Consider the following 13578-nt stretch of genomic DNA (forward strand, 5'->3'; position numbering starts at 1 on the left):
GCCTTGACCCCGAAAGAGTTCCCATGACGCTTCCTGCTGCCCGCAAGCCCGCCGCACCCTTGTCCCGGCCCATCATCGCCGTCGGCATCGCTTCCACTGTCCTGATCGCCGTCGGTGCCTTCGTTCTGTCCTTCGCCTCTCTCACCGACCTGGCAGCGCGTTCGGGCATCGATGTGAACCTCGCCTGGATCTGGCCCATCATCGTCGACGGACTCATCGTCGCCGCCACCGTCGCGATCGTCGCCCTCGCCGGCCACGACCGCAAGACCCTCGCCTACCCGTGGGCGCTCCTGGGCCTGGGCGCTGTCGTGTCCACCGCCGCGAACGCCGTCCACGCCATCGTCTCGGTCAACCAGGCCAACGGCGGCGTCCCGCCGGTCGTCTCCGCCATCATGGCAGCGATGCCGCCGGTCGTCCTGCTCGCCATCACCCACCTGACCGTGCTGCTGGTTCAGAAAGCGGCCCCTGCACCGGCGCCGAAGAAGAAGACAGCCAAGGCCCCCGCGGCGCCCCGCAAGAGCGCACCGGCCGCGATCGAAGCGCACGCGCCGAGCGCACCTGCCCCGGAGTTCACCAGCGTCTTCACGGAGGTCCCCTCGGCTGCCCGGGACCTGATACCTGCCAACGCCTGAGGGTAGAACCTGCGAGGACGCCCGTCGCATCATGCCCCGCATAGGGATACCCGGGCCCCCAGCTTTTCGACCCGCGGCCCGACTCACTTAAGGAACCACCATGAATTTTCTGATTATCGCCCTGCAGGTGCTCGTCGTCGCACTGAGCATCATCCTCGGTGCCTTCATCCTCCTGCACAAAGCATCAGGTGGCGGCGTCTCCGGCATGTTCGGCGGCGGCATGACCAACAGCCTGAACTCGACCGGCGTCGCGGAGAAGAACCTCACCCGCTTCACTATCGCCGCAGCGGTCATCTGGTCCGTGGCCATCATGGGTCTGGGCATCATCACCCGGTTCACCGGCCAGTAACCAACCAGCCCTCGGGCACTACCTCAAGGAGGGCCGGCTCTTGCTGGACTCGATTACCCGCGCATTCAGGACTCCTGACCTGCGCAACAAGCTGCTCATCACCCTGGGCGTCCTGACCGTCTTCCGTCTCGGCTCCTTCATCCCGGCGCCGGGCGTGAACGCTTCCAACGTCCAGGCATGCCTGTCCCAGGGAGGAACCTCCGGCGGCATCTACGACATGGTCAACATGTTCTCCGGCGGCGCCCTGCTTTCGGAGTCCATCCTGGCCCTGGGCGTCATGCCCTACATCACCGCCTCGATCATGATGCAGTTGATGAAAGTCATCGTCCCCCGCCTCCAGGAACTGCACGCGGCCGGCGACCAGGCCACCGTCACCCAGTACACCCGCTACCTCGCCGTCGGAATGTCCGCCCTGAACGCCACCACCGTCGTCACCATGGCCCGCAGTGGAAACCTGCTGGGCAACTGCGCCCTTCCGATCGTCACCGACCAGAGCTTCATCACGGCCGCCATTATGATCATCTCCCTCGTGGCCGGGTCCCTGCTGGTCATGTGGATGGGTGAAAAGATCACCGAACGCGGCATCGGCAACGGCATGTCGCTGCTGATCTTCACCTCCGTCGCCTCCGGCTTCCCGACAGCACTGGGCACCATCGGCCGCACCCGAGGCTGGGGAGTGTTCGCTGCCGTCCTGGCCGTCGGTCTGCTCACCATCACTCTGGTCGTCCTCGTCGAACAGTCCCAACGGCGCATCCCCGTTGTCTACGCCAAGCGTGTCGTCGGCCGCCAGACCCTGGGCGGAAACACTACATTCCTGCCCATCAAGGTCAACATGGCCGGCGTCGTTCCCGTCATCTTCGCTTCCACACTGCTGTCACTGCCGAGCCTGATCACCCGGTTCGCCACCGGCAACCAGACCGGCGCCGGCCCCGAATGGGCGCAATGGATTACCGCGAACCTGACCAAAGGCGACCACCCGGTCTACATGGTGATTTACACATTGTTCATCATCGGGTTCTCGTTCTTCTACGTCGCGATCACCTTCGAACCCAAGGAGATCGCTTCGAACATGAAAAAGTACGGCGGCTTCGTCCCCGGCTTCCGCCCCGGCAAACCAACCGAACGGCTGCTCAAATACGTCTCAGACCGGATCACCACCGCAGGCGCGCTCTACATCGGCGTCATCGCACTGATCCCGCTGGTCGCCCTGGTGCTCCTGAACGCGAACCAGAATTTCCCGTTCGGCGGCTCCGCGATCCTGATCATGGTCGGCGTCGGACTCGAAACGGTCAAGCAGATCAGCTCCCAGATGGAGCAACGCTCCTACCCGGGCTTGATGCGCTGATACCTCGCCCGAAGGCCCGGCAGGCTTCCATCTGCCGGGCCTTTGGGCTACCCGCGATGACCCAAATGCGCGCCGCCGCACACATTCCAGCCATGACGACCAGCACACGACCCCGCTCCGCAGCCGCGGTCCGTGAACAGGCCCTGCTCTGCATAGCCTGCAGCGGCGGATGCCGGGACGCCAACGGCGCCTACACGCTTTGTGCATTGTGCGAGCTGGCCGAAGTATCGGTGCCGGCAGCTTAGGCCCGTCGGCCCGGTGACCGCATAGAGAATCTCAAACACGACGACGAGAGAGGCAAGCCATGCGCATCACCCAGCATTCCCCGTTCGCCACCTTGGACGAGCCGGAGACCTTGCAGAAGATCCGCAAGGGCCGCGGTCGGCTGGCCGCCTACACCTCCTCCAAACCGGCTGTCCGCAGGGAGGTCCGTCTCACCGGTCAGACCGAAATGCGCAAAGTCCTCCGCGCAGCCCGCGCCCTGAAGGTGACTCTCCAGTGCGACGAAACCCTGGAAGAACTCCGGACCCTGGCCTACGAGAGCTACCGGTCCATCACCATCGCAGATGGCCGCACCCCCATGGATCTGACCAGGATGCACCCGACCACCGTCGACCGGCTCACCGTGAACTACCTCCGTCACGTCCGCACCGTCTACGATTCGTCGCTGCTGCGGAACCGGTTCACCCCCTCGGACCTGCGCTCCTGGTACAACAAAGAGCTCAAGGCCCGCTGTCTGGAGGAGATCGCCGACTCCTACCCCGAGTTGGCCGGCGAATGCGAACGCCAGCGCATGAAAATCACCCAGACTCTGGAGGAAGCCGCAGTCGGCCGTCCGTTGAACCGCATCGACGCCGCGGCATGAGGGTGAGGCAAAGCCTGCCCTCCGCACACATGACGGGCATGACCGCAACCCAGACCGCCACACCACTCCGCTCGGCCCTGGAACGGCTTGCCCGTAAGTGGACCCTGACCCTGCCGGGCGGCGCACCGAACCGATACCACTTCTTCGGGGATGAGCTCACGGCTCTGCTGGGCACCGCCGATGACGCTGGTCTCGAGATTGCTGCCGAAGCCCTTGCCGACAACTGGGGCAACGCCGGGACCGGAGTCCCCGAAGGCCATGGCTACGTCCGCGGCTACTTCGCCTTCGATGTGAAGCAGACCGTGAAAGCCAGCAGGGACCAATGAGCCCTTCGGGCCGCCAGGAAGCCTTTCCGCCGGATCGTTGCGGGAGCCGTCACCAATCCGCCCAGGCAGACTGACCAAGCCCGGCAGTGGACCACGGGGGTTTCCTTAAGCGCCCTGCGGTTCCGGGCTTCCTCATCCTTGGTGCTGTTCTGTGCCACCACTACGCGTGCTTCATCCTCAAGGCCCATGCGTCCAATATTCCGTCCCCGGGTCGGCTGCCTTCGCCGCTGTTTTGCCCGGAAACCGCTTCGGCCGCACACAAAGAGGACATGACCAGGTGCCAGAAACCAGCGGCACCATCTACGCATGTTCATCAGTGAACGCAGCTAAGGAGCAGCACCCGTGACCACTACAGCCCGCCAGCCCAAGGGAGTGCCCGTAGGCGGCCAGTTCGCTGCCACCGCCCATGCGGAACCGGACATGCCGCTGACAGCACCCGTGGCAGCGCCGCCCATCTCGGTGCCGTCTGACCCGCAATGGTTCAAGCTCGTCTACGAGGACCGGCCCTCCAACGGTGAACGCCGGTCCTACGCCCGCATCGCCTTGGAAGATTCCCTGGCCGGCGACGACTTCGCCGTCGTCCACGACGAGGCCGCCAGGAGCGAAATCCGGGCCGAAGCCGAAAGGCACGACTCCGTGGACAAGGCCATCGGCCGAATCGGTAGCAGCAGCATCAAAGCTCACCAGTTCGGTGCAGCCACGGCGCGGGAGCTGAAGACCATCCGGGAACGCCGGCTGGCCATCGAAAGCCACTACGTCCCCACCTCTGAAGCCACCTTTGAAACCGCTGCGGCCAAGATCGGATCCAGCGCCGAAGAGTACCGCCAAACCCTCGAGGCAACCTTCCCGCACGTCGGCGAGGAATGGTACGGGCCAATGATGGAAAACCACAGGCTGCAGCCGGAGTCCTGGCAGCGCGGGCAACTGCACAACCTGGCCATCGTCAACGAACGAAACGCCGCGCTCAAGCTCCACCGGCCCGTGGTCAGCGAAGACGAGAACCCCGACTTCACCACCCACCCCGCCACCCCGCTCGAATCCCGGATCGACGGGCTGATTGCCCATGGCGGCGACCCCGCCGACCCTGCCAGCGTCCGCTACCTGGCCCATGAAGAAGGCGCCGGCTACGGCACCGTCTTCATCAAAGAAATCGCCAAACAACGCCTCGCCGCTTGGCGCCACAACCCGATCGACCGCTCCGGAAAGGCATGACCATGACCATCACCGCAACCACCCCCACGGACGACGCCCCGGTTACGTCCCCGGGTCCCATCACCGAAGCGATCGCCGCCATCCAGGCCGCCGCAATCCCCGGCATCATTGAGCGCCTGGACGGCTCGACCGTCCTGGAAAACAAGTTCATCCGGGTCGACACCGAAACCGTCCGCTTCCCCAACGGGGCGCTCGGGCAGTACTCGACCATCACCTCCGGCTCCGGCCTGGGCGTCATCACCATCCCGTTCGTGAACTTCCGCGGCATCCCCCACCTGGGGCTCGTCCGCCAGTACCGCTACCCGGTAGGGGACTTCACTCTCGAATTCCCGCGCGGCGGCTCCGATGACCTCTCCGTGGACGAAGCGGCACGTGAACTCGTCGAGGAAACCGGCCTGGACTACCACTCCGGGACCTTGCTCGGCACCCTCCGCCCGGACACCGGGATCCTGACCACCGAGGTCGCCGTCTGGAAGACCACTCACGGCATCGAACACATCCGTCCCGGCCACGTCGAGGACGAAACCGGCGCCAAGGTCGAGTGGTACAGCTACGGAGAGCTCACCGGCATGGTCCGCAACGGCCACATCACCTGCGGCATGACCCTGGCTGCAATCGCCCTGCTGGGCGCCGGCGGCCACATGAACTGCCCATAGCGTCAAGGCCCGGAGCACTATCGCTCCGGGCCGCAACGGCGGAAAATGAAAGGCATGAGGGCACTCCGCCGTCGACGCCACCATGGGGCGGTGCAGGAATCTTCACATGCCGCACACATGAGCGCCATGACTACTTCAACAGTTTCCGCACCCGCCGTAATTACTCCCGTCGAACGAGCCGCAGCCGGCCGCCAGGCCATCGCTGACTGCCCCGAGGCGTTCGAAGAACTCCAGGGCGAAGGTGACCGCGACCTCGTCGAACACGCGGCCGCGAACGATGACAACGTCAATGCGGCGTTGGACGCGATCGGCGAACTCACCGCAGAAGAGGCTCCATACCTGGGCAAGTTCCTGGCCGAGCAGCTCGTCGAAGACGCCATCAAAGCCGAGGCCCGGAAGCAGTTTGCCTCCTACCGCGCCGCACGCCGGACGGTCACCTGTGATGAGGACGCAACTCTCGCCTATGAGCCCAACGACCCCAAGCACCCCGACTTCCTGAACCGGCTCGGCGTCTAGACGCACAGCCGTACACACAAGGGGCATGAGCCCATCCACACGTGTCCCCAGCGGTATTCCCGCTGGGGGCCAATTCGCCCCCACCACCCACGCCGAGCCGGAACTCGCTCTTGACACCGAAGCCAACAGGTTCGCTCATCTGGATGACATCAGGTCCCTCGACTGTGCGGCAAGCGCCTCACTTCGGTCCCTGGAAGCGGACACCACGGCGGAAGACGAAAGCGCCGCTGACAAGGTCCGTGACGAATGGCGGCAGCGGCGGGACGAAATAGCCACAAAACTCCGGCGCAAGGAATTTTCCGACTACGCCCGCCGTCGCGAGGACGAAGCATTAGCGCTGCTTGCCTCCGCGGCCCGGGCCGACCTCCGCAACGTCGCTGACGAACTGCGCATCAAACACCCGACCGCGGCAAGGGTCGTCCTGACCCGGAACTACGACGACGGCAACCTCGCCATCTGCGTCGAATCCGTCCAAGACATTCACGGCGCCGGCCTCGATGAGGACGTCGTTGACACTGCGCAGGAATTGGTCAGCGAATACAGCTCCCGGCAGATGGCCCGCTTTGTCGACGAAAGTCCCATCGACCTGGCCTCCGCAGCCGCGTGGAACCCGCCAGGGCGCCCCGGCGCACTGTTCGGCTAAACCCGCGTTCAGCACCTCTGACGTAAACTCAACCCGCACCTACATCCAGCAAGGACATCATGACCACCACCATTGCCCGGCAGCCCCAGGGCATCCCCGTCGGCGGACAATTCGCCCACATCACCCACGCGGAACCATCCCTGAACCTGGACGCCCCCATGACCCGCCGGCAGGCGCTGGATCTCGCCACCCTGGTTCCCGGCCGGTCTCGCAGCATTGGCCCGGACGTCCACGGCATCGACGGAATCGACACGATCACGCTGACCGACAAGGGACCGCTCAGCCAACCCGCCGTGCCTTTGTTCATTGAACCGTCCGCCGCGGCCAGGATCGCACCGCCAAAACGCCTGCTGGAGATGCGCTACACCTTGCCCGCTGATGCGAACATCAGGGATCTGTACGAGTTCGACGACTGGAGCTACCGGCGTGCCCGCCAAGCCGCGCAGAACAGCGTCGAGGAAATGGCAGGGCTGGGACCCAAACCTTGGACTGTTCCTGTCTCGCACATCCCGGACACTACCGTTGACCTGGACGAGGACGGAAACCTCGCCTTCACGACCTACGAGACTTTCGCCGAGGGCAGCGCCGTTGACCCGGACGACTTCGAATCCTGGGCCTCCGAATTCTCCCGGTACAACGAGCCGACGACCAGACAGAAGCTCGCCACCTGCATCAAGGACAGCTACAACTCCTGAGCTGACCTACAAGAAAGCCCGCCGCTGATCAGCGGCGGGCTTTCGTTGCATGATGAGCCTCTTATTTCCTCGAGGACCTGGGTACCGAGGGAGCCTTCACAGGAGCGGCCGGGGCCTGAACTTTCGGTACCGGGGCAGGAACCACTGGTTTTGCTGTTGGTGCCGTCGGCGGACGGAAGTCACCAGGAACAGGCTTGTAGCCGGGCGGGTAGGGCATGGGGCTGCGCGGAGCGACCGGAAGGTCTGCCGCCGGAGTCCGAGCAGCAGTGTAGGACCGTCCGTTGTAGGAGGGCACGTAGTAGGAGCGGTACGGCGTCAACAAGGTGTACGCGGGATGAGCCAAATAGTACGGCGGAACGTATCCGGAGTAGTAGGGCCCGCACGCGAGTGGTGGCACACAGGGGCAGCCGTAATAGCTTGATGATCCTGTACTGACGTTGCCTGACCCGGAGGCCTTGGATTCACTGGCGCGGTCCGCGGTGCAGCTTGAGATCCCGATGATGGTCAGGATGATTGTCACTGCCGCCAAGGCGATGATGGCGATCTTCTTCTTACGGCTCATACCCGCTATGTGTACGGCGGCTACACCCGCCATCACCAGACACAGCAAGGGCCTCCGACTTTCGATGCTAAGTCCGGGATCTGATTCGGTGCTGCCTAACCGTTCCGATAGGCCCGTCGTCGGCGTAGGCGCATAGGGAGGACAAACCCTGAGGGGTTTCACGGCCGTGCCTTGATCGCGGGGTGTGAAGCCCTCGACTCTTGCCCCGACCTGGATGGAATGCAATGACCGCAACAACTGAAATAGCCGCAGTGATAGAAGACTCCGAGACGTCTGAGCCGACCGAAGCCACCATTGACGGCACCCCGGCCGTCGCAGACCGTCCACTCATCACCCTGGGTGACGGAAGGGTTGTCGCACCGGCCCGTGACCGGGAAGTCCTTCTGGCCTGGGGCATCGACGCACTGCTGGTCTTTCTGAGCACTTACGGAATCTATGTGATCCTTGCGACCACCATGCCCGACCCCTTCTCGTTCGCCCGTGAACTCAACGCCCTGGCCGTCTGGCCGGTTGTGGCACTCATCTACGGCTTCACAACCGGCCACCGACGCTCACTTGGGCAGCGCATCGCCGGCACCCGCACCCTCCGGATCGATACCGGCGCCGTCCCCGGAGTTCTGCGTGCCGGCTGGATGATGGTGCTTCGGGTCATGATCCTCCCCGTCGTCTTCCTGTTCTGCCTTTGCGGTGGGAGCACGTTCGGCATCAAGGACCGGCACGTGTCGATCGACGCCCTGGCCACCGGTTTGTGATGTCGAGGTTCCGTCGCTGTTTCGAGCTTGGCTGACTCCTGATTGGGAAAGATTTCGGAAGCGGTGATGCTTTTCGGAATCGCCGCACACATCTATTTCAACAACGGATTTGCCAGTCGAATCCCGTGAGAGATTTCGAGTGTACAAATTCCCGGTCTCTCAGTTACAGTTTTCTTAGCAGGCCATCCGGGTCAGCGAAATTGTTCAGGAAAGGACAAGCCATGCACGCATCATCCATGCTTAGCATTTCGGCCGTATGCGGTCGCGGCTTTGTCCTGCCCACGACCAAGCCGGCGCTGGAATCGTCCCCGAAAGCCTATGGAAACACCTGGCAGCAGCGGAATGACCACGCAAGGCACCGAAGTATCCTCTAAGTTTTGACGGCATGACCGTCCACCAGAGGCCGCTTCGGGTAAGTCCAACCCCGAGGCGGTCTCTCTTTTTGTCCCGATGAGGACACAGACAGACCGCCACCCGGCCGGAACACCCGGCACTGGGGAGGTAGCTCAGTTGGTAGAGCAGCGGACTCCAAACCCGCAGGTCGCAGGTTCGAGCCCTGTCCGCCCCGCGCAGTACAACGCACCCGCAAGGGATGCAATTGTGATTTGAGAATTCCATAGTGAACGTGAAGTAAGAGACGGAGAAATTACCGGAACGCCAATTCCGGTGATGCTACTTCTCCGCGTTCAAAAACAATTCCCGGGTCGAATAGAAGGGCTTATCGTCGCGCTATTTGATCCGGGAAACTTCGGGAGGTTACCCAAGCGGCCAAAGGGGGCGGACTGTAAATTCGCTGGCTCAACCTACGTCGGTTCGAATCCGACACCTCCCACGTGATGAGGGCCTCCGGGTCTTCCGCACACATGACGACCGTGAAAACTTCCAAGCTGAGCGCAGTCCCGAACGACGAGTTTCGCTCGATCGTCGAAGCTTCCCATACGATGCGGGATATTCTTCGCGGGTTGGGCTACGGCACCAGCAGCGGCTCAATGGGTCCTTACATCCGGGCCCGGGCTGAGAAGGAAGGCATTTCGCTGGGGCACCTCACGGGCCGAAGCGTCGTGAGGGCGTCGTGGTATCAGTACCCTCTCGACGAGATTTTGGTCGAGAACTCGTCCTATCTGAACCGAAGCCACCTGAAGGTTCGACTGATCAAAGCCGGACTACTTCGGCACGAGTGCTACGAGTGCGGCCTTCCGCCGGTCTGGAAGGGTAAGCCCCTGACGCTCCAACTGGATCACGTCAATGGCGTCAACAACGACAACCGGATCGGAAACCTTCGGTTCCTGTGCCCAAACTGTCACAGCCAGACCCCGACGCATTCCGGCCGAAATGCCGTCCATTACGTGGCGGTAGCGCCGCCGAGCCGGAAGCCAAAGGTTGCGAGACTGTGTGAATGCGGGGCCGAGATCAGCAAAACGGCGGACAGATGCAGGGTGTGCTTCCTGAAGAGCAGGGAGCGTACCGAATGGCCAAGCCACACGGATCTGCTCGAGCTTGTCGACAGGATGGGCTTCGTGAGGGCCGGCGCAAGTCTTGGAGTTAGCGACAATGCCGTAAGGAACAGGATCAGGACCAACGTCCGGTTGAAGCGGGTCTCGTAGACCCGAGGCGGAAAGGGAAGGCTCAATGCTTTCACTGGTTCGAATCCAGTATCCGCCACGCGCAGAGTAGGGGAGCTCGGCCGTCCCCGCCAGGTTCATTCCCTGGAGATCGCCGGTTCAAATCCAGCCTCTGCAACGCCCGTCTGGCGAAATTGGCAGACGCGCCAGCCTCAGGTGCTGGTATCCGAAAGGGTGTCCCGGTTCGAGTCCGGGGATGGGCACGGTGGCCATGAGCAGGGTGGCCCAAGTCCTGGCATTGCTGCAACGCCCTTGACCGGCGTGCATGCCGGGGCGATGTAAAAACAAATACCCGCCGCCGGGTGGTTTCGACCAGAAGACCGGGACAGTGGACTGCAGCGATCGTTGCCCACCCCACCGTCCGGCACCCGGTGTCTCGCCCGTCTGGCGAAATTGGCAGACGCGCCAGCTTGAGGGGCTGGTGTCCGAAAGGACGTCCCGGTTCAAGTCCGGGGATGGGCACGGCTCCCGCAGGGAGTGCATGGAAAACGCAGTACATATTGGAGGGGCCAGCCGACGGCCGGCGCCGGTCACTGCCTGGAACGCAGTTGGCGGACTTGTCCGCGTACGGGTTCGATCCCCGTCCTCTCCGCGCAGCAGTACATAGGGAGAGCAGGCGAGCGGGTTTCGCAGAACGATTGCTAATCGTTTATGACTGGTCAACGGTCTGCCGGGTTCGAGACCCGGGCTCTCCGCTCAGCGGTGAGAGAGTTTCCGGACGCCGTACACATTGGGTCCAGAAGATAACCGACACCGGCGGTGGGAGCCGCCGGAATTGGGGATATGGCGCAGCTGGTAGCGCACCTGCATGGCATGCAGGGGGTCAGGGGTTCGAGTCCCCTTATCTCCACTGGGTCCGAAAGGGTCCTCGGAGCCTGCTTTGCGGCAGACTCCCAAATGGGGCCATGGCGCAATTGGTAGCGCACCTGCTTTGCAAGCAGGGGGTTCAGGGTTCGAGACCCTGTGGCTCCACGGCTGGGAAGGGCAGCGCCCGGTCCCCAGGATGATCCCTCAGAAGGACACTGGCAACTGGGCGCCAGCCTCCCGGCATTGGTTACCAAACGAAGGAGAACGCAGTGAAAACCACCGTGTACTCCGACGCGGATGGCATCTGGGTTGCCTGGACCGATCACCGCTTCACTGCGGCGCCAGCCGATCAGACAGGCTGGCACGGCAACTGGCACCCAGTCACGATCCCCGCATCGTTCCCCGGGTACTGGGCCGAAGAGTCCGTCGAAGCGATGAACCGGATCGCAGCCCACCCTGACGTCACCGTCAAATGGCTGACGGCCTGGGAGGAAGGCGCACCGGAACAGCTGGCACCAACGATCGGCCTTCACGGCGCCGACTGGGAAATGATCCCCGGCGTTGAAGAGGACGACCTGGCCAATTGGAACTGGTGGAAGCTGGCGAAAATCCGTGAGGACGTTGCCCGCACCCGGCCTGACCGGATCGTCTGGATGGACGATGACATCAACTTCGATGCCAAGGCCCTGGCCTGGCTGGAGATGCTGGACGTACCGGTGCTGGTGATATGCCCGAGGACCGAACACGGCCTCACCAGGGACCACCTGGCCGAGATCGAAGCGTTCATCGGGACGTAGGAATGGGCCTGTAGCTGAGTCGGCCTTAGCACCGGACTTTTAATCCGGGGACGTGGGTTCGAGCCCCACCGGGCTCACGCAGAATGACAGCCGGAAAGACGGCGCATGCTTCTCTAGCTCAATTGGTCAGAGCACTCGACTCTTAATCGAGGGGTTCAGGGTTCAAGTCCCTGGGGAAGCACGAAGTGCAGCACGACTTGCCAGGCGGGATGAACCTCGAGGATCGCCGGCGGGGCGTACTGCACGTCAGATGTGGGACTACATCCCCGCCCTGGTGCATGGGGCAGAACTGGAAAGATGTCCGGCTGGCGCCGAGTAGCCAGGTTCATAGCCTGGTGAGGGCGGGCCAGCAATGGTGCCGATGGAGGATGCACCGCCGGCCGGACAGCGAGGTCTTGTGGCGCAGATGGTTAGCGCACTTCGCTGATAACGAAGGGGTCGCTGGTTCAAGTCCAGCCAAGGCCACTGCGGGTTCGTCCCGCTAATCCCGTCTAGCTCAATTGGCAGAGCAGCCGACTGTTAATCGGCAGGTTATTGGTTCGAGTCCAATGACGGGAGCGAAAGCAAGCTCGTCCCTCGCGGGGTGGACGGTAAGAGCCCGGATGATCCTTCGTGGGGGAATTGGCAAACCCGCCCGGTTCTGGCCCGGGAGTTCTCCTGGTTCAAGTCCAGGCGAAGGAGCGAAGCAAGCAGGGCCCTTGGCGGTCCTCCGGTAAGAGCCCGGAATGGAGTAGTGGCTCAGATGGCCTAGAGCACCCGCCTGTCACGCGGGAGACCGCGGGTTCGAATCCCGTCTATTCCGCGAGGGGTTTTCCCTTCACCACCTGCCCGGTTAGCTCAGACGGTAGAGCGCGTTCTTGGTAAGAACGAGGTCACGAGTTCAAGTCTCGTACCAGGCTCGGGCGCGGAAGCGCGCCGCAGTTGTGGCTGTAGCTCAGTTGGTAGAGCGCCTGGTTGTGGCCCAGGAGGTCGCCGGATCGAGGCCGGTCAGCCACCCCACGTATTCGCCCTCGTAGCTCAGGGGATAGAGCGCCTGCCTCCGGAGCAGGAGGTCGAAGGTTCGAATCCTTTCGAGGGCACGCAACACTACCTGGCCCCCATCGTCTAGCGGCCCAGGACACCGGCCTTTCACGTCGGCAGCACGGGTTCGAATCCCGTTGGGGGTACTAGCCGCGATCAGCGGAAAGCAACTACTTGGCTCCATCGTCTAATGGCAGGACGCCGGCTTCTCAAGTCGGTGACGGGGGATCGATACCCCCTGGAGCTACCACGCGCCCATAGCTCAGTTGGATAGAGCGCCGGTCTACGGAACCGGAGGCCGGGAGTTCGAGTCTCTCTGGGCGCACGCAAGACGAAACACCGGCCGGTGTAGCTCAGTTGGCAGAGCGGGCCCCTCATAAGGGCTGTGCGCTGGATCGAGACCAGCCATCGGTACGTATGTCCGGCCCGCCTGGCCCAATTGGCAGAGGTGCCGCACTCAACATGCGGAAGTTCCCGGTTCGAGTCCGGGGGCGGGCACCGTGGAGACTTTCTGGAGTCTCCTTACACATGAGTCGTATTGGATGCCGCTGCGTAGGCCTATGCGCAGCCGGAGAGCCCCAAGGGGCCGGCGATCCAAGTCCCGCCAACGGGCCGGCCGATCAACGGTGGCGGGATGAAACATAGGTCAGGCTTGTATAGCTCAGTTGGTAGAGCACCTGTTTCACACGCAGGTTGTCCGGGGCTCAAATCCCTGTGCAGGCACGGAATCCGTAAACCGAGGCCCCAGAGATGGGCAGTGCCTGAAATCGCGGACGGGG

General features: G+C 63.2%; 17 protein-coding genes and 23 tRNA genes. 38 read left to right on the top strand and 2 right to left on the bottom strand.

Features of this window, described 5'->3' with window-relative positions:
• Positions 1–23 precede the first annotated feature (23 nt).
• From ABD884_RS09145 to ABD884_RS09170, 6 genes are all read left to right on the top strand, one after another.
• A complete protein-coding gene (locus ABD884_RS09145; RefSeq protein ID WP_345043857.1) occupies positions 24–632 on the top strand; it encodes a DUF2637 domain-containing protein in 609 nt (202 codons plus the stop codon).
• A 100-nt stretch (positions 633–732) separates the two neighbouring features.
• Positions 733–981, top strand: a complete 249-nt coding sequence (secG, locus tag ABD884_RS09150) for a preprotein translocase subunit SecG (RefSeq protein WP_345043868.1) — start codon at positions 733–735, stop codon at positions 979–981.
• A gap of 40 nt (positions 982–1021) precedes the next feature.
• A complete protein-coding gene (gene secY, locus ABD884_RS09155) occupies positions 1022–2326 on the top strand; it encodes a preprotein translocase subunit SecY (protein ID WP_345043873.1) in 1305 nt (434 codons plus the stop codon).
• Between the two features lie 92 nt (positions 2327–2418).
• Positions 2419–2571, top strand: a complete 153-nt coding sequence (locus ABD884_RS09160) for a hypothetical protein (protein ID WP_345043880.1) — start codon at positions 2419–2421, stop codon at positions 2569–2571.
• Positions 2572–2630: 59 nt separating this feature from the next.
• On the top strand, positions 2631–3191 hold the full coding sequence (locus ABD884_RS09165; protein WP_345043884.1) for a hypothetical protein: 561 nt from the start codon (positions 2631–2633) through the stop codon (positions 3189–3191).
• Between the two features lie 38 nt (positions 3192–3229).
• On the top strand, positions 3230–3517 hold the full coding sequence (locus ABD884_RS09170) for a hypothetical protein (RefSeq protein WP_345043889.1): 288 nt from the start codon (positions 3230–3232) through the stop codon (positions 3515–3517).
• Here ABD884_RS09170 and ABD884_RS09175 read toward each other — a convergent pair.
• A complete protein-coding gene (locus tag ABD884_RS09175) occupies positions 3466–3705 on the bottom strand; it encodes a hypothetical protein (RefSeq protein WP_345043893.1) in 240 nt (79 codons plus the stop codon). The two genes, ABD884_RS09170 and ABD884_RS09175, sit on opposite strands and share 52 nt — an antisense overlap.
• Before the next feature lie 154 nt (positions 3706–3859).
• On the opposite strand from ABD884_RS09175, the gene ABD884_RS09180 reads away from it, so the two are divergent.
• From ABD884_RS09180 to ABD884_RS09200, 5 genes are all read left to right on the top strand, one after another.
• Positions 3860–4729: a hypothetical protein gene (locus ABD884_RS09180; protein WP_345043898.1), complete on the top strand. Its 870-nt coding sequence runs from the start codon at positions 3860–3862 to the stop codon at positions 4727–4729.
• 2 nt (positions 4730–4731) lie between these two features.
• Positions 4732–5385, top strand: a complete 654-nt coding sequence (locus ABD884_RS09185) for an NUDIX hydrolase (protein ID WP_345043903.1) — start codon at positions 4732–4734, stop codon at positions 5383–5385.
• 126 nt (positions 5386–5511) lie between these two features.
• The gene (locus ABD884_RS09190; protein ID WP_345043909.1) at positions 5512–5901 is read left to right on the top strand and encodes a hypothetical protein; all 390 of its coding nucleotides are present in this window, start codon (positions 5512–5514) and stop codon (positions 5899–5901) included.
• Positions 5902–5926: 25 nt separating this feature from the next.
• Entirely contained in the window at positions 5927–6544 is a 618-nt protein-coding gene (locus ABD884_RS09195) for a hypothetical protein (protein WP_345043914.1), read from the top strand.
• A gap of 59 nt (positions 6545–6603) precedes the next feature.
• Entirely contained in the window at positions 6604–7239 is a 636-nt protein-coding gene (locus ABD884_RS09200) for a hypothetical protein (RefSeq protein ID WP_345043919.1), read from the top strand.
• Positions 7240–7300: 61 nt separating this feature from the next.
• Here the strand turns inward: ABD884_RS09200 and ABD884_RS09205 are convergent, their stop codons facing one another.
• Positions 7301–7801 carry a hypothetical protein gene (locus ABD884_RS09205; RefSeq protein WP_345043923.1) on the bottom strand — a complete coding sequence of 167 codons (501 nt, stop codon included), beginning with the start codon at positions 7799–7801 and terminating at the stop codon, positions 7301–7303.
• Between the two features lie 224 nt (positions 7802–8025).
• Here ABD884_RS09205 and ABD884_RS09210 point away from each other — a divergent pair, with 224 nt between their 5' ends.
• The 27 genes from ABD884_RS09210 (at position 8026) to ABD884_RS09340 (ending at position 13522) form a co-directional block, all read left to right on the top strand.
• Positions 8026–8553, top strand: coding sequence for an RDD family protein (locus ABD884_RS09210; RefSeq protein WP_345043928.1), 528 nt, complete (start codon positions 8026–8028; stop codon positions 8551–8553).
• A gap of 221 nt (positions 8554–8774) precedes the next feature.
• Positions 8775–8927: a hypothetical protein gene (locus ABD884_RS09215; RefSeq protein ID WP_345043931.1), complete on the top strand. Its 153-nt coding sequence runs from the start codon at positions 8775–8777 to the stop codon at positions 8925–8927.
• Positions 8928–9048: 121 nt separating this feature from the next.
• A tRNA-Trp gene (locus ABD884_RS09220) sits at positions 9049–9121 on the top strand.
• Positions 9122–9303: 182 nt separating this feature from the next.
• Positions 9304–9385: transfer RNA gene (locus ABD884_RS09225), tRNA-Tyr, on the top strand.
• A 40-nt stretch (positions 9386–9425) separates the two neighbouring features.
• A complete protein-coding gene (locus ABD884_RS09230) occupies positions 9426–10157 on the top strand; it encodes a hypothetical protein (protein ID WP_345043936.1) in 732 nt (243 codons plus the stop codon).
• Positions 10158–10217: 60 nt separating this feature from the next.
• Positions 10218–10293: transfer RNA gene (locus tag ABD884_RS09235), tRNA-Met, on the top strand.
• Between the two features lies 1 nt (position 10294).
• Positions 10295–10378, top strand: a tRNA-Leu gene (locus ABD884_RS09240).
• 175 nt (positions 10379–10553) lie between these two features.
• Positions 10554–10637 (top strand) — tRNA-Leu (locus ABD884_RS09245).
• A gap of 40 nt (positions 10638–10677) precedes the next feature.
• Positions 10678–10767 (top strand) — tRNA-Ser (locus ABD884_RS09250).
• Positions 10768–10952: 185 nt separating this feature from the next.
• A tRNA-Ala gene (locus ABD884_RS09255) sits at positions 10953–11025 on the top strand.
• 49 nt (positions 11026–11074) lie between these two features.
• A tRNA-Ala gene (locus tag ABD884_RS09260) sits at positions 11075–11147 on the top strand.
• A gap of 104 nt (positions 11148–11251) precedes the next feature.
• Positions 11252–11779 carry an HAD domain-containing protein gene (locus ABD884_RS09265; RefSeq protein ID WP_345043942.1) on the top strand — a complete coding sequence of 176 codons (528 nt, stop codon included), beginning with the start codon at positions 11252–11254 and terminating at the stop codon, positions 11777–11779.
• 4 nt (positions 11780–11783) lie between these two features.
• Positions 11784–11856 (top strand) — tRNA-Lys (locus ABD884_RS09270).
• A 30-nt stretch (positions 11857–11886) separates the two neighbouring features.
• Positions 11887–11960, top strand: a tRNA-Lys gene (locus ABD884_RS09275).
• A 210-nt stretch (positions 11961–12170) separates the two neighbouring features.
• Positions 12171–12244, top strand: a tRNA-Ile gene (locus ABD884_RS09280).
• 20 nt (positions 12245–12264) lie between these two features.
• Positions 12265–12337 (top strand) — tRNA-Asn (locus ABD884_RS09285).
• Between the two features lie 48 nt (positions 12338–12385).
• Positions 12386–12460 (top strand) — tRNA-Gln (locus ABD884_RS09290).
• 46 nt (positions 12461–12506) lie between these two features.
• Positions 12507–12581: transfer RNA gene (locus ABD884_RS09295), tRNA-Asp, on the top strand.
• Between the two features lie 24 nt (positions 12582–12605).
• Positions 12606–12678, top strand: a tRNA-Thr gene (locus ABD884_RS09300).
• 24 nt (positions 12679–12702) lie between these two features.
• Positions 12703–12778: transfer RNA gene (locus tag ABD884_RS09305), tRNA-His, on the top strand.
• A gap of 7 nt (positions 12779–12785) precedes the next feature.
• A tRNA-Arg gene (locus ABD884_RS09310) sits at positions 12786–12858 on the top strand.
• Positions 12859–12872: 14 nt separating this feature from the next.
• A tRNA-Glu gene (locus ABD884_RS09315) sits at positions 12873–12945 on the top strand.
• Positions 12946–12975: 30 nt separating this feature from the next.
• Positions 12976–13049 (top strand) — tRNA-Glu (locus tag ABD884_RS09320).
• A 1-nt stretch (position 13050) separates the two neighbouring features.
• Positions 13051–13124: transfer RNA gene (locus ABD884_RS09325), tRNA-Arg, on the top strand.
• A 17-nt stretch (positions 13125–13141) separates the two neighbouring features.
• Positions 13142–13213 (top strand) — tRNA-Met (locus ABD884_RS09330).
• A gap of 10 nt (positions 13214–13223) precedes the next feature.
• A tRNA-Leu gene (locus ABD884_RS09335) sits at positions 13224–13297 on the top strand.
• A 152-nt stretch (positions 13298–13449) separates the two neighbouring features.
• Positions 13450–13522: transfer RNA gene (locus ABD884_RS09340), tRNA-Val, on the top strand.
• The last annotated feature ends 56 nt before the right edge of the window (positions 13523–13578 follow it).

This window comes from Arthrobacter methylotrophus (genome assembly GCF_039539965.1).
Classification (GTDB): domain Bacteria; phylum Actinomycetota; class Actinomycetes; order Actinomycetales; family Micrococcaceae; genus Arthrobacter; species Arthrobacter methylotrophus.